Source organism: Streptomonospora alba, assembly GCF_000826685.1.
Lineage (GTDB): Bacteria > Actinomycetota > Actinomycetes > Streptosporangiales > Streptosporangiaceae > Streptomonospora > Streptomonospora alba.
This window is the reverse complement of sequence record NZ_JROO01000034.1, coordinates 14,752-33,764: the sequence shown is the minus strand read 5'-3', so window position 1 is coordinate 33,764 and position 19,013 is coordinate 14,752. Positions and strand designations below refer to the sequence as shown.

Here is a 19,013-nt window from a genome sequence, read left to right as displayed (position 1 = left end):
GGCGGGTGAGGGCGGGAATCCGGCATGGATCGGGCACTGCGGCGGCGCGGCTTCAGGTGCCGTCGGCGGTGCGGTGCAGCAACGCTTCGCAGCCGGCGATCAGGTCGGCGGCGTCCTCGGCCAGATCGTCGTGAGGGGCGAGGGCCAGGGTGATGGCGTCCGCGCCGGCGGCCAGGGCGTCCTGGTAGGCCAAGCGGTGCGCCAGCTCGGTGGCGTCGTCGGCGGTCACGGTTTCCAGCAACCCCAGAGCGGCCTGTGCCGGGGTCAGGGACCGGGTGGCCACCAACCGGCCATCGCCGGGGTCGGTCTCGTAGCGGATCCGCCAATGCGGGTGCTGTCCCTGAAGCCCGGCCACGGCCTCCTCATCTGTGGCGAGCGCCCTCGTGCCCGTGTTTGCGGCCTCGGAGATGTGGCGCGCCACGCGGTCATGGATTTCCAACTGCTGAAGGAGTCCTTCCTCGCTGGAAGCCGCTGCGGTCAGAACTCCTCTGAGGCACTCGGGAGCCGGCGCGATGCTGGCCACGAACACTCCGCGTTCGGGCAGCGAGGTGGCGGCGTAGTATCGGATGTCCCAGTGGGGGTAACGCCAGCGCAGGCGGGCCAAAGCTCCAGTGGTATCGTCGCCTGCCCTACTCAAGACTCACCTGCCTGATTGGCCGGTGTGTGCTCATGGTCCGACCGCCCGCCGAGGTGGCCGAGGGCTAGTGTTCTCCAGAAGGTGCTGCGGCCGAGGAAGCCGGGCCTTTGCTCAGCCCCGCCGTGTCCATCGGCAATCACTGGGTTGTGGCCTCGCTTCGCCCGCGCTACCGCGGACGCGCATGTGGCCAAGCCGAAAAGCGCTCGGTAGTCGGCCATTCCTTGTCTCCTCGCAGCGTGATGGATCATGCAGCGAGGACGAATTTAGGGAAGGATTCAGCGCGGCCTACTGGCGCTGAAACGTCCTAGCGCAGGGCTAGGAAAGTGCGTGACCGGTGGCGATCTCGTCTTCGATGCCGACACGCTGGGCGAGTGCGGTGAGCTGCTTGCGTAGCGAGGGCCGGGCGCGCTGGAACACCCGGCGCACGGTGTCGTGTGCCATGGGGTTGTAGCGCAGTTCCTCGGCGCTGCTCTGTTCTGCTTCCAGCAGATGCAGCAGGGCGGCACCTGGATCGCAGCGCAGGGCGTGACTGCGGGCTAGATCGAGCGCCAAGGTAGTGCGGCGCTCACGTGATTGCAGCGGAGCCGGGTCGATTCCGTCGGCGATAGCCAGCGCGTTAGCGGTGTGACCGTCTTCGAGTTCGATACTGACCATGTGCAGGGCGACGTTGGTCGGGCCGAAGGCGGTCCGGCCCACATTGGTTTCCCCGGTCTTTTCCGCGAGAGGACGAGCGTGCTCATTGATGCGCTCGATGGCCGCGAATCTTCGTTGACTACGCGCGGCGGCTACAGCGGCGGCGAGCCACAGCGCGCCGCTGATCGCTGCGGCCTCTTGGGTGTCATGCCGTTTGAGATCGGCGATGGCTGCTAAGGCAATTTCTTCGGCGGTTTCGGGCTCCTGCTGGCCCAACAGCGCATGCGCGAGGTTCCAGTTCGCCCTTGCCAGGCGGACAGCGTTCTCTGTTTGCTCCGCAGCTCGCCGCTCACGGTCGGCGGCTACCAGCGCCAGGTCGGGGCGCCCGATGCGCCGAGCCACAGTCCGTAAGAGGGCGTAGGCGTCGGCTGCCACTCGGCGCTCAAGGAGGGGATCTGTAGCTCCGGCGCCGCCGATCGCGGCGACGTCACCGATCAGGTCGGGGACCAGAGCGGCCAGACGGCTGTAGCGGTCTGCGGCCCCCTGCCAGAGGCGCCAGGCGTGCTCGACCGCTTCCTGTAACTCGCCGACACTGCGGTCTGAGGAGGCCATCTGCTGGAGGAGAAGCGAGCGGTGCAGATCAGACGCCAAGAGAACATCGGGGGCGGGCGGCGGGCGCTCACCGCTCTCGGTTACCAGCTCAGGCACGGAAATTCCGAGGGCGTCGGCGACAGCCTCGACGACATCCAGTGACGGGATCCGGTATCCACGCTCGATCTGTCCGAGGTACTCGGCGTTGATGCCTGCGAGCCCCGCGACCACCGCCTGGGACTTACCCTGCCGAGTGCGATGCCACCGCACGCGTTGTGCGAAGACCTGACCCAGCGACATGATCCCGCCCTCCTGGCTGGAACGCCGTCCGTGGGGGTACATGGTAAATGGCCCGCCCCCGATTCTCTGTGTTGGAGCCGCCGATGCTGCCCCGCTGCCTGGTCCTGTGGGACGTCGACCACACATTGATCGAGACCCGCGGTGTGGGCAGCGCTGTCTTCCGAGAAGCGTTCGAGAAGGCGACGGGGATGACGATGAGCGCCGGCATGGCCACTGCACACGGGCACACCGAACCAGTGCTGTTGGAAAAGACTCTGGAGATCAACGGCATCCAGCACCGCGACGACGGCCTATTCGAGCGTTTCGCCGCCGCACAGGCGGACGGATACCGCGCCCGGGTGGACGAACTCCGTAAGCGGGGGCGGGCACTGCCCGGCGTCGAGGAGGCGGTTGGTGCCCTGGCGACTGAACCCGACGTCGTGCAGAGCGTGTTGACGGGTAACACCAGGCGAGCGGCGCAGGTCAAGCTGAGCGTGTTCGGTCTGGAGCGCTATTTGAACTTGGACACAGGAGCCTACGGTGACGACGATGCCTACCGGCCGCGGCTGGTCGAGTTCGCCATGGCGCGAGCTGCGGAACGAGTGGGCGCGCCGGTGCCGAGCGAGAGCACCGTCCTTATCGGAGACACCCCCAAGGACATCGCAGCGGCGCGAGAGGCCGGAGTGGGCGTCATCGCAGTCGCCTCCGGGACCAGCTCCGTCGACGACCTAACGGGAGCGGGAGCGGACCTGGTCCTGGGTACGTTGGAGTCGGTGGACATCCGTGACCTTGTTGGCCGTGTTCTCACTGTTCGTGCTGGAGAGTGAATCCCCCATAGGGTGACGCGAACAGTCATGGCGGAAGGCGCCACATGCCTGGGGAAGCAGGCGGACCAGTCCTACAGATTCTCGCGCCGAGCCGAGGCGAGGAACGCTGTCCACTCCCGAGCTGAGAATTCCAGAACGCCCGCTTCCGGCTGTTTGCTGTCGCGGATCAGACGTTGGTCGGTACCAGATGTGACCTCGACGCAGTTGCCGCCCGCGCCGCCGGAGTAGCTGGACTTGCGCCAGCGCGGTCCAGGGCTTTCGTTGGTCGCCTCGTGCCTCATGGTGCGTATCTCTCCTGCAGCAGGTGGCGGATACGTCGCCGGGACTCCTCAGGGGTCAGCGCGGTTTCCCGCAGACGCTGGAAGACCCGGGAGAAGGAGGCGGTTTCGGACTCCTCTTCCAGGTAGAGCGCGCCGATGCGGGATTCCACCAGCACCACGTCGCCGGCGGCGACGTCGTCGAGGATGCCGGGAAACTGCATGATGACGAAGGAGCCTTCGCTGCCGGTGTGGGCGCCGGCCTCGAACGGCAGGATCCTGAGGTCGACGTTGGGCAAGTCGGCGCGATCCAGCAGCGTCTGGAGCTGCTCGCGCATGACTGCGGTGCCGTCGACGACGCGGTAGAGGGCGGCTTCGTTGATGACCGCGTTGAACGCCAGTGGTGCTTCATCGGTGAGCCGATCTTGGCGGCGTGTGCGGATCTCGACTTGGGCGGCGATCTGGTCGTGTGAGCCGGCGTCGATGTCTGCGGTGAGGACGGCCGTGGCGTAATCGGCGGTCTGCAGCAGGCCGGGGACGGTGCCGTCCTCGTAGTTGTGGAGGGTGTGGGCCTCCTGCTCGAGTCCGAGGTAGGGCTCGAACCAGGCCGGGACGCTGTCGCCGTGGCGCTGCCACCAGCCGGGCTCGCGCTGGCGGGCGAGGCCGACGATGCGGTCGCGGTCGTCGGTGGAGAGTCCGTAGTACTCGGCCAGCAGGTGCACGACCGAGACGGGCCAGGGGTTCTCGGCCTTCTCGTACTTGGTCAGGGTTCCGGGCGCGATGCCGGCGTGGTGCGCGGCGATTCCGGATTTGATGCCCGCCCGCACGCGGGCCTGGCGCATGACGCGGGCGATCGTGCGCCGCGCGACGCCTGCCGGGCTCTGGCCCACTCGACACCTCCCAGTTCGCAGCTCCAGTTTGGCGCATCGGACATCACCGAACCAACTTACCGCAATCCATGCTAGAGAAAATTTCCTCAGTATGGATTGCGTGTGTGTGGGTTGATCGTGATACTGAGAGTTCGGAACAGCCCTTCATCCGGCCAGGGGAGACGCAGGGCGCCGACTCGCCCCATCAGTGGCGACCGCGACGGCGTCCCGGACCTGTGGCCCCGGATCCCTCGAGGAGGCCTGCTGATGCCCCCCGAACAACCGTGCTGGCTCCCCGGCACCCCCGAAGTCGCCGGCATCGCTCGGCCCCGAGTCACCGCCACCCTCGGCCCGAGCCATCCGTTGCTTTTCGAGGCCCAGCTCATCGTCTCGGAGCTCGTCACCAACGCGTACAGGCACACGCGAAGCGGACTGCCCGACGGCAGGATCGGACTGACCGTCGCACCCCTGGTATGCGGGTGCCTCCTCGAAGTCGCCGATGGCGGCCCGCGCCCCGTCACACCGACCGTCCCCCGTCTGCGCACCCCCAGTGGGGAGGAGACCGAAGGCCGCGGCCTCCTGCTGATCGAGTCCACCGCCCACGCCTGGGGAACCACCGACCATGCCGAAGGCGGCCGCTCGGTATGGGCACTGCTCGTCTACGACGCGGGTCCGCCGGACGCAACTGCGGCGCGGGATGAAGTGAGCCCGGCCCACCGGAGTCCAGGTGCACAACACCCGGGCGTCGCGCTCCAGCCCACCGGCGCGCACCCCGGCCCGCAGGAAGCCGACGACCTCGAGGCGCTCGACCAAATCACCGCCGACGTTCCCGGCAGGTGGTCACCATGACCCGCCCCCACGCGCCCGCGGCTGCAGCGTCGGGCGCGAACACGTCCGGATGCCCGTGGTGGTGCCGCAGACACCCCGAACGGTCCATCCGCGGACAGGCATGGTGGTGCATCCACGAAAACACCACCTACCGCGGTACCCACGGCACCGTCGCCCTGACCGTCGCCGCGGTCTGGCACCAGCGCATCGGCGGCCGCGCCCCCTACACGCAACTGGAAGCGCCGCACGTCGAACTGCGGATGCGCACCCCCATCGGCAGCGGCGCCTACACCGCCCGGATCACTCCCGCCCAGGCGCGCTCGCTCGCCGAAGTGGTGGAGGGCGTACAGCACGGCGACCCGGAGTTGGCCGAGGGGATGCGCACCGCCGCTCACCGGGCCGCTTCCACATCCCAGGAGGAATCGTGACTGCACGCTGGGGACGCACCCCTCGCTACGCCGCCGAGCACACCGCCGCCGCCAACCTGCAGGCCGCCCATCCGGGTCTGATCGTCTGGTTCGGCGAGCGCAGCGGCCACTTCTACCTGATGGACACCGAAGGACTGCACGAACGCGACAGCATCGACGCCCTCACACTGCTGGCCTGGTGGCGCACCCACCGGCCGAGGCCGCGCGGCAGCCGGTCGGTTCCGGCCATGCGTTCCTGATTCCGCCATGGGCCACTGTGCCCACCTGGCCATAATGCGGCACCGCGCGCTGTCAGAGAGCCCCCGCCGAACTGGTGGGGGCTGTTCAGAGCTCCTCAGGAGAGGGCTCTCAGGTTCGATTCAGTGCGGGAACCGCGTCAGCAGCCGAAGAGGCCGATAGACCCATCCAGGACGAGACCCACCACGGCCGTTCCCGCATGGAAGGCGACGGTCACGACGAACGCTCAGATGGCGACCGTGCTCTCCTCGCGCACGACGCCGAGGGTCGTGGAGGCCATGTCGATACGCTGTTTCCATGTCCGGCGAGGGACCGTCCAGCCGAATCGGGTTCGCGCGTCGGGTGACAGATGGGCAAGAGTATTCAACGCGCACAACACCTGCCACAACCGGCCAGCGACCTCCTTACTGACCGGGGCGACCAACCGGGCCAGCATGCTCCCCCTGGGAAGCGCACTCCGTGCTGGCGCAGCCCTCTGAGCTGTCCTCTGACGGGATGACGGACACCGGAGATGCGCCAAGCTCCCTGAGCTAGCGTTGTGCTATGCCTTTTCCCACCGGGACCGCCGAGACCCGGCTGGTCGTGCTCCGGGGCAATTCTGCCGCCGGCAAGAGCAGCGTCGCAGGGGCGCTACGTGAGCGCTATGGGTACGGGATCGCCCTCGTGGCACAGGACAATCTGCGCCGTGTCGTGCTGCGCGAGAAGGACGTTCCCGGAGGGATCAACATCGGGTTGATCGACGCCACAGCCCGCTACGCGCTCGATCACGGATACCACGTGATCGTCGAGGGCATCCTGTACGCGGCCCGCTACGGGGTCATGCTGCGACAGCTGCGAGCCGACCATCGCGGCGTCACCGGCTGCTACTACCTCGACGTGGGTTTCGAGGAAAGCCTCAAGCGCCATGCCAGCCGTCCGCAGGCCGCCGAGTTCGGCGAAGCCGAGATGCGTTCCTGGTTCACACCGGAGGATCTCGTCACCGGGTTGGATGAGACCGTGCTCGGCAACGAGAGCACGTTCGACGCCGTGGTCGAGCGGATCTGGGACGAGACCGGTTTGCTCAGCGTGCCAAGGTCGAGGCATCGCGCATAGCAAGACACCGGCGCAGACCTGAGGAATGCCTCGCAGGTCACGAGCGACCTTTCCGGTCTCGGTCGCATGGACAGGCAGTGCTCCACACCAGGGAAACGATCACCAGACACGAGGCCGGCCTCTGTTTCCTTTGCGTGCAAGGGCTTACCTCTCCGTGAGGATCCGGTTATCCATCGCTTCCGCCGGAGAACTCCCTTCAATGAGAGTGACGGTCGTATTACTCTCGGGAGTCGGATTTCGGTCGTGAACGCGGTCAAGTCATGGGGTGTCCGATGGCTCGTGCGCGCTGTGTGGCGCTGGTAAGCGGCGTTGTGCTGGCGGTTTTCGTAGCCGCAGGATGCACATCGTCGAACGACGGTCCTGCCGCGCCTACGGCATCTCCCTCGCAGGCGAAAACGTCTTCTCCACCGTCGGTCGCCGACGAAGCGATGGGTGCGTACACCGGCCTGTGGGGCGCGATCACCAAACAGTCCCGCAGTACCGAGCCCGACCTGACAGCGCTTGAGCGCTACGCCACCGGCCAGGCTCTGGAGTATGCCCGCGACAACCTGAGAGGGCGGGCCGAGGACGGCGTCGTCGCCAAGGGCGCACCCTCCCACTCTGCTGAGATTGCAGAGATCGATGCCGAGGCCGGCACGGCCGAAATCCACGACTGCATGGACTCCACCGAATGGCTGCAGCACGACGCCGAAACCGGCGAACTGATTGAGGAAAAGCCCGACGAACCCATCCACCGGCAGGTCGAAGCCACCGTCCATCAGAACGGGCTCACCTGGAAAGTCTCAGATCTCCTGCTGGGCCAGATCGGCTCATGCTGACCGCGGCACGGCGCTTGACCATTGGAGGCGTAACCGTGACGGCACTGCTCATCGGAGCCTCCACCGCCTGGGCCGATCCCGACTATTTCGAGGGCAACGCCCACTGTGACGCCTCCGGATGCGAAGCCAACGCGGAGTCCGGTCAGAACGCGCCCGGCTCGGCGTCACAAGGCGGCGAGGACGCCGGTGACGCCCCGGGTAGGGGAGCCGGCGAACGTCCGCAGGGTGGCGGTGAAGTCGAGGCCGACTGCGAGGAAGTCGCTCCCGGGCAGCAGGAGTGCGAGACCACGCTGACCGAGGAAGACCTGGGCGCCGAGGACGTGATCGTGTCACCGGCTGCGGTGGCCGACGCCGCCCGCGACGCGTTGGAACTGCCGCAACCGGAGATCGCGACCTCGCCGGCGTTGGAGCAGCCGGTGCTGGTGCAGGTGCCGGTGTGGTTGTGGATCGACGAACAGGCCTGGAACCCCCACTCGGCGGAGGCGGAGGTGCCTGGGGGAGCGGTTTCGGTGACGGCTACCCCGGATCGGGCGCGGTGGTCGATGGGCGACGGCGCCACGGTCATTTGCGAAGGGCGGGGCGTGGCGTATGTGGCCGGGCGCCACGATCCCGCGGCGGCGTCGCCGGAGTGCGGCCACACCTACACCCGCGCATCCACCACCCAGCGCGGCGGCGCCTATGACCTGGGGGTGAATGTCGTCTGGGAGGTGTCCTGGGAATCGAGCGAAGGCGGCGGCGAGCTGGATCCGCTGGTGACCACGGCCGAGGCCGATGCGGAGGTCGTGGAGTCCCACGGGTTGGTGGAGCCGACCGGATAAGCGCGAAGTGCAGCGGGAGGCCGCATGGCCGCAGTAGCAGGAAGGACCGAGCACAAGCAGGACCAGGGCGCGGCGCCGCAGCGGCTGCTGGGAACGGGACCGCGGCGGTGGCGGTGGCTGGCGATCGGCGCCGCGCTGATGGCGATGGGAGCAACGGCGGTGGCCGCCGCGCTAGGCCAGGTCGATGAGCGCAGCGGGGTGGTGGCCGCCACGCGGGACCTTCCGGGCGGCCATGTGGTGGCCGAAGGCGACCTGCAGGTCGTCGAGATCGCCGGGGGTGAGCGGCTGGCGGCCATCCCGTCCGCGCGGATCGACGGGATGATCGGGCAGACGGTCCTGTCTCCCATCAGCAAGAACGCGCTCATCGCTCCCGCGGAACTCGGTGGCGACACGGACTATCCGGCCGAAGACGAAGCCGTTGTCGGCGCGAGTCTCGCCGACAACCAAGTGCCCATCTCACTACAGGCCGGGGCCCAGGTCGCTCTGGTGATCACTGCCCCGCCTTCCGGGGAGAGTGGTGAGGCCACCTCGCAGGAGGATCCCGCCGCTACAGCGGCGACCTCGCCGCCGCCTGAGGAGGCGATCGCGGGTCGGGTGCAGTCGGTCGACCGGCCCGACGACGCCAGCGGCGGACAGACCACACGGGTGGAGCTGGTGGTGGATGCCGCCGACGCCGCGGCAGTAGCGCGAGCGGCCTCAGCTGATGCGCTGACCGCGGTGGAAGTCGCCGAGGGACAGAACTGATGCCCATGATCGTCGCGTTCTCCCTCAGCGGTGCCCCGGGCGTAACCACACTCGCCCTTGCTCTGGCCGCGGCCTGGCCTGAGCCGCTCCCCAGCGTGCTGGTGGAGGCCGACGCCTCCGGCGGCGACCTGGCCGCATGGCGACGCATGCCGACCTCCCCCGGAGTGGCGGAGCTGGCTGCCACCGCCCGCACCGACGAGACCGCGACCGCAGCCGCGGCACCGGTGCTGGGATGCGCCCAGGTGCTGGCGGGCGGCCAGCGGGTGTGCCTGGCCCCGGCCACCGCCGATCGGGCCGCGGGTGCCATCGATCTGCTGGCCCGCCACCCCGAAGTCCTGCGCGCACACGGCGCGGTGGGGGTGGTCGATGCCGGCCGGTTGGCGCCGCGCTCGCCCGCGGCCCACCTGGCCGCCGCCGCTGATGTGGCGCTGCTGGTGGTGGCCGATGACCTGGCTCAGCTCAAACGCGCCCAGGCGGCCCTGCCCGCCCTGCGCACCGGCGTGGAGAAGCTCGGCCTGGTGGTGACCGGGGCCCGCACCAGCGACGCACAGGTGCAGGAGGCACTGGGGATGCCGGTGTTGCAGCGCATCCCCACCGACCCACGCTCGGCGGCCTTTCTGCGGGGCGATAGCAGCCCGGCGCGCCCCCATCGGCGGCCGCTTCTGCGCTCGGCCCGCCGCCTCGTCGACGAACTGGCGAGCACAGCGCCGCAGGCATCGTCGGTGGAGGTGAGCCGCGGATGAGTCGGCCGCACCAGGAATCCGTCACCGTCAACGCCTCGGCCGAGGCCGCGCTCGCCGAGTGGGTGCGCTTTGTCTCCGGGGAGGCCACCCGCCGGCTCAGCGCCGCCATCGCAGACGAGGACGCTTCGCTGGCGGGGGAGGAGTATCGGCGCCGCGCGGAGCAGATCGTGCGCCAAGTCCTCGACGAAGCTGCTCAGCGCCTGCTGTCCCAAGGGCATCCGGTGCTCGATGCAAGCAGCGAGCAGGAGGTCACCCGGCGGGCGGTGGCCCAGGTGTGCGGGCTGGGGCCGCTGCAGGATCTGTTGGATGAGCCCGAGATCGAAAACATCAACCTCACCGGCACCGACGTGTGGGTGCGCTACGCCGACGGGCGCCGCGAACGCCACCCGCCCTTGGTCTCCGGCGGAGAGGAACTCGTCGCGCTGGTGCGCCGCATCGCCGCCGAGTCACCGGCCGGCGAGCGGCGCTTCGACCCGGCCGCGCCCATCCTGGACATGCCCCTGCCGGATGGCTCCCGGTTGAACGCTGTGATGGACATCGCCCACGCCCCGGCCGTCTCGATCCGGCGCCACCGCTACCGCACCACCACCCTGGCCGAGCTGCGGTCGCTGGGCACGCTGGACGACACGCTGACGAAGTTGCTGTCCGCGGCGGTGCGGGCCCGGCGCAACATCGTCATCTCCGGCGGAACCAACGCCGGCAAGACCACATTGCTGCGGGCGCTGGCGGCCGATACCCCCGACACAGAGCGGGTGGTCACCGTCGAGGACGTGGCCGAACTCGGCCTGCACCGCGACCGCGAGCGCCATCCGGACGCGGTGGCGCTGTATGCCCGCCCGCCCAACGTGGAGGGTGCCGGGGAGATCACGGTGGCCGATCTGGTGCGCGCGGCCCTGCGCATGTCGCCGGACCGGGTGATCGTGGGTGAGACCCGCGGGTCGGAGACGGTGCCGTTGCTCAACGCCATGAGCCAGGGCAACGACGGCTCCCTGACCACCCTGCACGCCGCGAGCTCCGACGGCGCCTTCACCAAGCTCGGCGCCTATGCCGCCCAGTCGTCCGAGCGGCTGCCTTTGGAAGCGACCGCGCTGCTGATCGCCGCGGCGGTGCACCTGGTCGTGCACCTCTCGGCCACCCCGACCGGCGATCGGGTGGTCACCAGCGTGCGTGAAGTCGTCGGTGCCGAGGGCCAGCGGGTGGTCTCCAACGAGATCTACCGCCGCAGCCGCAGCGGGGAGGCGCTGCCGGCCGCCCCACCCAGCCCCGACACCATCGACGACCTGGCCGAGCACGGCTTCGACATCACCCACCTGCTCGGCAGCAACCCCGGGGGGTGGACCGCATGAGCACCGCGGCGGCCATCCTCGGCGTTGCCGGTGGCCTGGCGCTGGGCGCCGGGGTGTGGCTCGTACTGCTGACCATTCTGCAGGCGCGCCGGCCGGCGATCTCCTGGCGCCTCACTCGGCAGCACGGGCTGCGCCTGGCTGCAGCGGCCACGGGGGGAGTGCTGGCGTGGGTGTTGACCGGGTGGCCCGTGGCCGCCGTGCTGGCCGCAGCCGGGCTGTGGTGGTTGCCCCGGCTGCTGGGGCCCGATCGGGCGCATGCGGTCCGGGTGGCGCGGATCGAAGCGGTGGCGTCCTGGACCGAGCAGGTCCGCGATCTGATGGCCGGCGCTTCCGGGCTGCAGCAGGCCATCACCGCCACCGCCCCCATCGCCCCGGCCCCGATCCGAGCGCAGGTGCAACGCCTGGCCGAGCAGCTGCGCAGCGCCCGTGACCCCCAGCACGCGCTCGCGGAGTTCGCTCACGCGGTGGACACGCCCACCGCCGACCTGGTCGCCGCCGCCTTGTCCAGCGCGGCCGGGCGCCACGCCGCCGATCTGGGTTCCCTGCTGTCCAGCTTGGCCGAGGCCGCTCGGGAACAGGCGGCGATGCTCGTGCGCGTGGCCGCCAGCCGCGCCCGGGTGCGCACCGCGATGCGCATCATCATCACCGTCACCCTCGCCCTCGCCTGCGGGCTGCTCGTGTTCAACGCCTCCTACCTCCAGCCCTACGACAGCCTGCTGGGCCAGGCGGTGCTGGCGCTCATCGGCGGCCTGTGGGCCATGGCCCTGGTGTGGCTGTCGCGCCTGGCCCACCACGACCTGGGCCCCCGCGTCCTCGCCCCCACCGGGTCGCAGGCGGGTGCCGCATGAGCCCGCTCGTCCTCGGCATCGCCGGCGGCGCCGTCGTCGCCGCCGGGCTGTGGCTGCTGCTCCTGGTGCGCTTGGCCCGCCCCCGGCTCGTCGAGCTGCTGGCCGAACCGCCCCCACCCACCCCGCCGGGCGACCGGCCGGGCGGCTGGAGCGCGCGCCTGGGCACCTCCGGCATCCCGGTCCTGGCCGCCCTGGGCCTGCCCACCGCGCGCACCCGCACCCGCCTGGCCGTCTGCGAACGCGACGCCGCCGCCTACCTGCCCGAGAAGACCACCACCGGCCTGCTGGGCCTGGCCGTCCCACCGCTGTTGGGCGCCCTCCTGCTGGCCGCCGGGACCGACGTCGCCGGCGCCTACGGGCTGATCATCTGGGCGATCCTCGCCCTGGTGCTGTGGCTGGCCCCTGACCTCGCCTTGGGCGACGAGGCCGCCAAGCGCCGCCGGCAGATGCGCCACACCGTGGCCGCCTTCGCCGACCTCGCCGTCGTCGCCCTAGCGGGCGGCGCCGGCGTCACCAGCGCCCTGGACGATGCCGCCAACGCCAGCACGGCACCGGCCATGCGCCGCATCCGCACCGCACTGCGCGCCGCCGCCGTACGCCGCCACCCCCCATGGGACGCGCTCCGCGACCTCGGACAGCGCTACGACCTCGACGAATTCGCCGAACTGGCCGCCAGCCTGCAACTGGCCGGCGCCGACGGCGCCCGCGTGCGCGCCTCCCTGGCCGCCAAAGCCAAATCCCTGCGCACCCAGCACCTGGCCGCCATGGACGCCGACGCCCAAGCCGCCACCGAACGCATGAGCCTGCCCGTCGTCCTCCTGTTCGCCGGATTCCTGATCCTCATCGGATACCCGGCGCTGAGCCTGATCCTCTCCGGCCTGTAGAAACCCGATGAGTTCGCCCATCCCCTCGTGAGGAGGCTTCGATGCTCAATCGCCTCACCGCCCACCTCGCCACCCGCATCACCAACCGCCTGCGGCCGCCGCGCTCGGATGCCGGCTATTCCACCGAAGCCGTCATCGTCATCGCCCTGCTGGCCACCCTCGCCCTGGCGGCGTTGGCGCTGATCTCCAACGCCGTGATGGACCGGGCCGAATCCATCACCCTGCAATAGCCGTGGCCGAGCGACGGCGCCAGACCCGCGGGGATCGGGGCAGCACCGAACTCGCGATCGCCACCCCGCTGCTCCTGCTGCTGGTGATGCTGGTCGTACAGACCGCGCTGTGGGCCCACGCCGGCCACACCGCCGAAACCATCGCCCGCCACAGCCTGGCCGCCACCCGCGCGGCCGGGGCGAGCGAGGCCGACGGCCACGCCGCCGCGCACCAGGCCGCCATCCAGCTCGGCGGCTCGGTGCTGACCGACGTCGACGTCCGCATCGAGCGGGGTGCGACCACCGCCCGGGTAGCCGTCCAGGCCGAGGTGCCCTCGCTGATCCCCGGACTGTCCTGGCCGATCACCCAAGAGCAGCAGGCCCCGGTCGAACGGATCGTTCCAGCACAGGGGGAGCAGGGATGAAGGGGCGCGAACGGGGGAGCGCGTCGGTGGAGCTGGCGGTGCTCACGCCGCTGCTCCTCCTGCTCGCGCTGCTCACCGTGCTGGCCTACCGCATGGTCTCGGCCGAGATGACCGCCAACACCCTCGCCCACGCCGCAGCCCGCGCCGCCACCCTGCAGCGCACCCCCGCGGCCGCCGAGCAGGCCGCCCGCACGACGGCTGCGAACGCACTGCGTACGCACGATCTCGACTGCGCCGCCTACACCCTGGAACTGGATATCGCCGGCTTGGAGCCCGGCGCCACGGTGGAGGCGGCGCTGACTTGCCACGTGGATCTGGCTGGCCTCTCCGGCCTCGGCGTTCCCCTCACCTCGGAGGTCCACGGTGAGGCGAGCGCGGTCGTCGACGTGTACCGGAGCGGCCCATGACCCCCACGGCCGTGCGTGAGGACCGAGGGCAGGTGACGGCCTTCGTCGTCATCATCGCCCTCGCCCTCGTCCTGCTGTTCGCCCTGGTGGCCGAGGGCGGCGCCGCGTTGAGCACGCGCAGCCGTGCGCTGTCGCTGGCCCAGGAGGCCGCGCGCGCTGGCGCCCAACAGCTCGACCTGGCCGCCTACCGGGCGGGCGAGACTGCGGCGCTGAACGCTCTGGCTGCAGAGCAGGCCGCCCAGGCCTTCTTGCGCCGTTCCGGCGCCGACGGCCAAGCCCGCGTGGACGGCGCGACCGTCACGGTCACCGCCCGCCTCGACCACACCTTCACGCTGCTGCCCCTGGGCACCCGCCCCATGGCCGCCACCGCCACCGCCGGCCCGAACACGACCGCCTGACCCGTGATCCCTTGTGAGGTCGCCGTGCTCCTCCGCCGAATCACCGCCGTGACCGTCAGCGCCCTGCTGCTGGTGGGCCTGCCGTATGCGGCGCTGGTGGTGCTGGACTGGCCCAGGCTGGACCTGTCGATCACGGTGGTGCTTGCCCACCTGCGCGGCGGGGCGCTCCCGCCTGGCCTCGGCGCCGCCGCGCTCATCCTCGCGTTGTGGGCGGTCTGGGGCCTCTACCTTCTAGCGCTTGCCGCCGAAGTCCGTGCGTGGGGGAGCGGACGGGGGCCGCGGCTGCGTCCGCTGGGGCCGCTGCAGGTGCTGGCCGCCACCACCATCGGCGCCTCGCTGACCACGCCCGCGGCCGCCTACGCCGCCGCCCCGGCGGACTCCGCCGTGGCGGCGCCACCGACGGCGGAGCCGCAGCCATCGGTGCAGCCCGGGGGCAGCGAAGGTGACGATCGGCCCGCTGGCCCGCAAGGCGTGATCCAGCGGGAACGTGTCCTCGACGGTTTCGGCTACGACTCCGCCGACCTCACCGCGGCCATGAAAGCCGATCTCGCGCCGGTGGTGACGATGATCGACAACCACACGGGCGCGGACCAGCCCGTTCAGGTCACAGGCCACACCGACGCCGCCGGCGACGCGACCTACAACCAGCAGCTCTCCCAACGCCGCGCCGACGCGGCCGCGACCTTTCTGCGCGAACAGCTGGGCGAGACGGCACCGCCCATAGAAACCCGCGGAGCAGGAGAAACCGAGCTGCTGGAAGGCGCCGATGCGGAGGCCCAGCGCCGCGTCGAGATCACCTATACCGTCACCCCACAGCCCCAGGACGGTACTGGCCCCGAAGCACCCGGGGAGCAGACACAGCAGGGGCAGCCACAGGAGACGCCCTCGCCGACGGCGTCGGAGGGGTCAGCGGAGTCGGAGACCGAGCCCGCCCCGGCCGCCGGCGAGGACCAGGCCGTGATCGTGCTCAAGCTCCCCGGCGGATTCCTGCTGACCTCGATGGCCGTCAGCGGAGTCGCCGGTGGATTCGCCCTGGGGCGCCGCCACGGTAACCGGCACCCGGCCCCCGCCCCAGCCGAGCAGGCACCCCCTACGGGCCCAACGCCGGCGGAGCCCGCCTCGGAAACCGCCCCAGAGGCGAGAGCTCAGGACGCCCCTTCCGAGGTCGATACCGCCACGGTGCTCGACCTGAGCGTCGGCGGTCTGGGCATCACCGGCCCCGGCGCCCCCGCCACGACCCGCAGTCTGCTCGCCGCAGCCGTGACCACCGACGAGGAATCCCCGCTGCAGGTGGTGATGCCCCACGAGGACGCCGAAACCGTGCTTGGGGCGGAAACGGCCAGCCTGTTGGCTGAGCGCGCGACCTCGACCGTCACCGTCACCGTCACCCCCGGCCTGAGCGAGGCCCTCACCCTGCTGCACACCGAGCTTCTGACCCGCCCCGGCGACGACGAGGACGCCGACGCCACGACGGACGCGCAGCCGCCACGGCCCCTCCTACTCGTGGCACGTCCCGACGACGACCACCGTGCCGAACTCCACGCGCTACTCGCCCAGGGACGCCACAGCGGCATCGCAGCCCTCCTGCTCGGCGCCTGGCCCGAGGGCACCTGCACCATCGCCGACAACGGCGCCCTCACCACCACCGACCCCTCCCTCGAGCACCTCACCGGCGCCCACTGGCCCGGCACCGACACCGGCACACTCGCCGACCTCATCTCGAGCCTGCCCACCACGACCAGCCGCGCACAGGACCGTGTCGAGCTGCGCGTCCTCGGCCGCGTGAGCCTGGCCATCGGCACTGAACCGGTAGCCCTGCGCCGCCACGCCGCCTACGAAACGGCCGCCTACCTCGCCGCCCACCCCGACGGCGTGACGCTGGAACGCGCCACCGAAGACATGTGGCCCCACGACAACCCCCACCGCGCCGCCCGCCGCTTCCACGACGCCACCAGCGCCCTACGCAGAGCCCAGCGCAGCACCGGCTCCGGCACCGACGACAAGCCGCTCGTCGTCCACGAGAACAGCCGATACCGGCTCAACCCCGCCATCGTGACCGTCGACCTCTGGGACCTGGAAGCCGTTCTCGCCGCAGTGGAGCACAACGACACCGCCGATGCGCAGGCACGCCGACGCCTGCAGCATGCCGTGGCCGGCTACGCCGACTTCGCCGCCGAGACCGACTACGCCTGGGCCGAGCACCACCGCCTGCACCTGCGCCGGCGCGTCCTCAACGCGCTACTGCGCTTGGCCTCCGAGAGCGACCGCGACACCGCGCGCGACCTGCTCGCCCAGGCAGTGGCCGTAGACGCTTACAGCGAGGAGGCCCACCATGCCCTCATTCGCCTGTATCTGGAGCAGGACGATACGCGGGGCGCCGCCGAGACCTACCGCCAGTACGAATCCGCGCTGCGCGAGATCGACGCCGAACCCGACGCGAGGATCCGCACTCTCATCACCGACGTGAAATAGGGAGATGCCGCGGATTAATTCCGGCTCGAAGGTCGAAGCGTGCCCACATCTCAGCCGTCTCTGATTTTCCAGGTTGATATGGCGAAACAATAACCCTGGAACGGCTGCCTCATGTCAAGTCGGTCTCGTGGCGCGTCTGCGTGACGCCCGGTAAGTGGGATGCTCTGGCAAGTCCAGTCCAAGCGCATTTCCAAAAATGAGACCGCGATTTATTCGTGTATTCCTTGGCGACTATTTCGTCCTCCGGTGGTCTTTATTGAGCCTCCTGAAGATGCCATGTCCCTAGCCGCATCCCTCGCCCTCCTGGCTGGCGGGGACGGGAAGTGTAGAAGTCCCAGGCCATAAGCAGCACTGTCCTGGTCGGCGCCTCCCCGAACTAGTGCCGCAAGCGCGGGTACAAATTTCTGTAGGCGACGGGTTTTTGCTTGGGACTTCGATGGCAGTACCTGGAGCCTAAGTCAGCTACACTTTATTTTCATTCGTGCTGGATGCGACCCTCTCGTATTCTCTTTCAAGGTCGTGGTTACGTTTTTCCGATGGCGTTTGCCTCGAGTTTGGGTCTGTGGATCCCGTGCCTTTATATGGGTCCTTGCGGTAGAACTCCGGTAGCTGCGCGCCGATCAAAAAAGTGGCACCGATTCGTCTTGATGGCGTTTATGATGCGGCGCCTTTTGGGTATCCTAGTAAGTGACTAGGCGAAAAGGATGATCGTATGACACTCGTATCTATCCGGAGTGATGCCCGTCGGCTTTTGTCGGCGCGCAAACCGTTCCAAACCCACGGCGCACTGTACGCTGACGACTTCCCCCGTTCCGAGACTGGCAGGATGCCGCAGGAATGGGCTGAAGCCTACCGGTCCGACAGAGAAGACCCCGGCATCTCCTACGCCGTCTACTCCTATGCGACCCCGATTGCGTGGGTCCGCTGCGACGGCGTCCCCGTTATCCCCGAAGTGGGCTACTCGGTGACCACAACGCGGCATCAAAACCTGTGCCGCGCCTGGCTCGAGTAGCCGCGTTCGCCGGCTCTGGTGTCCGGGGCATCACGCGACGCGTTACCGCGCGCGTGGTGCCCACTGCAGGGCTAGGCACACACGAGGGGTTGACGAGAGGAGCATCATGAACCGCGTTCGATACGTCGGAGTCCTCCACGATCGCAACCGGGCATCGATCGGGGACCTTGAAAGCGACAATGAAGCGTTCTTTTCGCTTCGCTACGCCATACAGGTCATGCGTGCACGGGCGCGATTCTCGAGCTGGGTCACGTCCACTGTGCTTCACCCGGTCTGGTGCGACGGCATGGTCGCTACACACATGTACACGACCGAAACCGGGGTCTTTCTCGAAGCGACGGAAGACGCTTACCTCGACCTTTATCCGCTGGCGCCCGTCGCTGCACACAAAGGCTGGTCGATGGTCGGTGATCCGGCCTACCGGATCACTCTGGGAACGCGCCTCGGTATCCACTGCGATCGGCACTAGGAAGCGCTGCGGAGCCGGTTGCTAGCGCGTTTGGTGACGCTCCCATCGGGAGCGTCCGCCATGCCCGCTAGAAAACGTCCAGCAGAGGAGCATCGGGATGGCGGTCGGTTCGCTGTACGGACGCATTGCCAAGGTCGACGACTTCGAGGTCACCCAAGTCATTCACATCTACGCGCGCGGAACGCGCACGTGGGGCGACCGGCGCCGCGGCTCGGTGGTGCGCGTCGACAACGACGGATTGTGCGACATCTACGAAGTCGCTTTCGACGGCAAGGTGATCGGCGAGATCGAAGCCTACGACAACCGGATCCTGTGGTGCCCCGATTTCGACGGGGTCGCAGACGACGTGTTCCGCGCGGTCCGGGATCTCGTGTAGCCGGACCTAAACAACGATTTCGGGAGTACGGACTACCGAAAAGCGAAGGAGAAGACAAATGGACGCATTGATGCGGCACGACGTGTTGGCCAACCCGCACGTCAGCGAACGTGAGATTTTCCGGATGCTGGATCGGATCCAGCGAGAGAACGAAACGCGCCGGCTTGGTGACGTCGAGCGTGAGCTCGAGGAGAACAGCAAGCACTTGAACCGCGCCACCGACGTCTTCGAGTGGCAGGTGCGCAAGTACTACCACATGGACCTGTGCGCGCTGCGTCTGCGCTTGCTGGATTCCGAACGATCGGTGCCTTCCCAACGCATTCCGTGACGGTTTCACCCGTGGTCGCGTTTGTGGGTCGCAGGCGG

The 19,013-nt window shown here is 69.2% G+C and carries 25 protein-coding genes; 21 read left to right on the top strand and 4 right to left on the bottom strand.

The genetic code is table 11. The annotated features are described in order from the left end of the window. Positions 1 to 52 precede the first annotated feature (52 nt). Entirely contained in the window at positions 53 to 604 is a 552-nt protein-coding gene (locus tag LP52_RS18070; RefSeq protein WP_040275218.1) for a hypothetical protein, read from the bottom strand. Positions 605 to 952: 348 nt separating this feature from the next. Further along, positions 953 to 2,161, bottom strand: a complete 1,209-nt coding sequence (locus LP52_RS18065) for a helix-turn-helix domain-containing protein (RefSeq protein WP_052809993.1) — start codon at positions 2,159 to 2,161, stop codon at positions 953 to 955. A gap of 83 nt (positions 2,162 to 2,244) precedes the next feature. Between LP52_RS18065 and LP52_RS18060 the strand changes: the two genes are divergently transcribed. Further along, entirely contained in the window at positions 2,245 to 2,967 is a 723-nt protein-coding gene (locus LP52_RS18060; RefSeq protein ID WP_040275217.1) for an HAD family hydrolase, read from the top strand. Between the two features lie 71 nt (positions 2,968 to 3,038). Here LP52_RS18060 and LP52_RS26750 read toward each other — a convergent pair whose 3' ends face one another. Further along, complete coding sequence (locus tag LP52_RS26750; RefSeq protein WP_084723299.1) at positions 3,039 to 3,248, bottom strand: DUF397 domain-containing protein; 210 nt, start codon at positions 3,246 to 3,248, stop codon at positions 3,039 to 3,041. Then, positions 3,245 to 4,114 (bottom strand): helix-turn-helix domain-containing protein, encoded by an 870-nt coding sequence (locus LP52_RS18055; RefSeq protein ID WP_238580974.1) that lies wholly within the window; start codon positions 4,112 to 4,114, stop codon positions 3,245 to 3,247. The genes LP52_RS26750 and LP52_RS18055 overlap by 4 nt, the downstream gene beginning before the upstream one ends. Before the next feature lie 246 nt (positions 4,115 to 4,360). Between LP52_RS18055 and LP52_RS25875 the strand changes: the two genes are divergently transcribed. The 20 genes from LP52_RS25875 to LP52_RS17955 all read left to right on the top strand — a co-directional run bounded on the left by LP52_RS25875 (position 4,361) and on the right by LP52_RS17955 (position 18,975). Beyond that, positions 4,361 to 4,942: an ATP-binding protein gene (locus LP52_RS25875; protein ID WP_052809992.1), complete on the top strand. Its 582-nt coding sequence runs from the start codon at positions 4,361 to 4,363 to the stop codon at positions 4,940 to 4,942. Next, on the top strand, positions 4,939 to 5,349 hold the full coding sequence (locus LP52_RS27805) for a hypothetical protein (RefSeq protein ID WP_169775381.1): 411 nt from the start codon (positions 4,939 to 4,941) through the stop codon (positions 5,347 to 5,349). The genes LP52_RS25875 and LP52_RS27805 overlap by 4 nt, the downstream gene beginning before the upstream one ends. After that, positions 5,346 to 5,588 (top strand): hypothetical protein, encoded by a 243-nt coding sequence (locus LP52_RS18045; protein WP_238580973.1) that lies wholly within the window; start codon positions 5,346 to 5,348, stop codon positions 5,586 to 5,588. Before LP52_RS27805 ends, LP52_RS18045 begins: the two co-directional genes overlap by 4 nt. 541 nt (positions 5,589 to 6,129) lie before the next feature. Next, positions 6,130 to 6,678, top strand: coding sequence for a P-loop NTPase family protein (locus LP52_RS18035; RefSeq protein ID WP_040275215.1), 549 nt, complete (start codon positions 6,130 to 6,132; stop codon positions 6,676 to 6,678). 290 nt (positions 6,679 to 6,968) lie between these two features. Next, positions 6,969 to 7,496, top strand: a complete 528-nt coding sequence (locus tag LP52_RS18030) for a hypothetical protein (RefSeq protein ID WP_157036374.1) — start codon at positions 6,969 to 6,971, stop codon at positions 7,494 to 7,496. Between the two features lie 35 nt (positions 7,497 to 7,531). Continuing rightward, entirely contained in the window at positions 7,532 to 8,314 is a 783-nt protein-coding gene (locus LP52_RS28465; RefSeq protein ID WP_238580972.1) for a hypothetical protein, read from the top strand. Between the two features lie 24 nt (positions 8,315 to 8,338). Further along, positions 8,339 to 9,058, top strand: a complete 720-nt coding sequence (locus tag LP52_RS18020; protein WP_040275212.1) for an SAF domain-containing protein — start codon at positions 8,339 to 8,341, stop codon at positions 9,056 to 9,058. Further along, positions 9,058 to 9,801, top strand: coding sequence for a hypothetical protein (locus LP52_RS27390; RefSeq protein WP_052809991.1), 744 nt, complete (start codon positions 9,058 to 9,060; stop codon positions 9,799 to 9,801). The genes LP52_RS18020 and LP52_RS27390 overlap by 1 nt, the downstream gene beginning before the upstream one ends. After that, the gene (locus tag LP52_RS18010; RefSeq protein WP_052809990.1) at positions 9,798 to 11,147 is read left to right on the top strand and encodes a CpaF family protein; all 1,350 of its coding nucleotides are present in this window, start codon (positions 9,798 to 9,800) and stop codon (positions 11,145 to 11,147) included. Before LP52_RS27390 ends, LP52_RS18010 begins: the two co-directional genes overlap by 4 nt. Further along, entirely contained in the window at positions 11,144 to 11,995 is an 852-nt protein-coding gene (locus tag LP52_RS18005; protein WP_040275211.1) for a type II secretion system F family protein, read from the top strand. The genes LP52_RS18010 and LP52_RS18005 overlap by 4 nt, the downstream gene beginning before the upstream one ends. Then, positions 11,992 to 12,879, top strand: coding sequence for a type II secretion system F family protein (locus LP52_RS18000; RefSeq protein ID WP_084723298.1), 888 nt, complete (start codon positions 11,992 to 11,994; stop codon positions 12,877 to 12,879). Before LP52_RS18005 ends, LP52_RS18000 begins: the two co-directional genes overlap by 4 nt. Positions 12,880 to 12,920: 41 nt before the next feature. Then, positions 12,921 to 13,109 carry a hypothetical protein gene (locus tag LP52_RS17995; protein WP_040275209.1) on the top strand — a complete coding sequence of 63 codons (189 nt, stop codon included), beginning with the start codon at positions 12,921 to 12,923 and terminating at the stop codon, positions 13,107 to 13,109. Between the two features lie 2 nt (positions 13,110 to 13,111). Beyond that, the gene (locus LP52_RS17990; protein WP_052809989.1) at positions 13,112 to 13,513 is read left to right on the top strand and encodes a TadE/TadG family type IV pilus assembly protein; all 402 of its coding nucleotides are present in this window, start codon (positions 13,112 to 13,114) and stop codon (positions 13,511 to 13,513) included. Beyond that, the gene (locus LP52_RS17985) at positions 13,510 to 13,920 is read left to right on the top strand and encodes a TadE/TadG family type IV pilus assembly protein (protein WP_040275208.1); all 411 of its coding nucleotides are present in this window, start codon (positions 13,510 to 13,512) and stop codon (positions 13,918 to 13,920) included. Before LP52_RS17990 ends, LP52_RS17985 begins: the two co-directional genes overlap by 4 nt. Beyond that, positions 13,917 to 14,318 carry a pilus assembly protein TadG-related protein gene (locus LP52_RS17980; RefSeq protein WP_040275206.1) on the top strand — a complete coding sequence of 134 codons (402 nt, stop codon included), beginning with the start codon at positions 13,917 to 13,919 and terminating at the stop codon, positions 14,316 to 14,318. Before LP52_RS17985 ends, LP52_RS17980 begins: the two co-directional genes overlap by 4 nt. A 48-nt stretch (positions 14,319 to 14,366) precedes the next feature. Then, the gene (locus tag LP52_RS17975; protein WP_157036373.1) at positions 14,367 to 16,790 is read left to right on the top strand and encodes an OmpA family protein; all 2,424 of its coding nucleotides are present in this window, start codon (positions 14,367 to 14,369) and stop codon (positions 16,788 to 16,790) included. Between the two features lie 712 nt (positions 16,791 to 17,502). Continuing rightward, positions 17,503 to 17,802: a hypothetical protein gene (locus tag LP52_RS17970; RefSeq protein WP_040275202.1), complete on the top strand. Its 300-nt coding sequence runs from the start codon at positions 17,503 to 17,505 to the stop codon at positions 17,800 to 17,802. Positions 17,803 to 17,908: 106 nt separating this feature from the next. Continuing rightward, a complete protein-coding gene (locus tag LP52_RS17965; RefSeq protein ID WP_040275201.1) occupies positions 17,909 to 18,271 on the top strand; it encodes a hypothetical protein in 363 nt (120 codons plus the stop codon). Between the two features lie 97 nt (positions 18,272 to 18,368). Continuing rightward, positions 18,369 to 18,647 (top strand): hypothetical protein, encoded by a 279-nt coding sequence (locus tag LP52_RS17960; protein WP_040275200.1) that lies wholly within the window; start codon positions 18,369 to 18,371, stop codon positions 18,645 to 18,647. A gap of 58 nt (positions 18,648 to 18,705) precedes the next feature. Next, on the top strand, positions 18,706 to 18,975 hold the full coding sequence (locus tag LP52_RS17955; protein ID WP_040275198.1) for a hypothetical protein: 270 nt from the start codon (positions 18,706 to 18,708) through the stop codon (positions 18,973 to 18,975). Positions 18,976 to 19,013 lie beyond the last annotated feature (38 nt).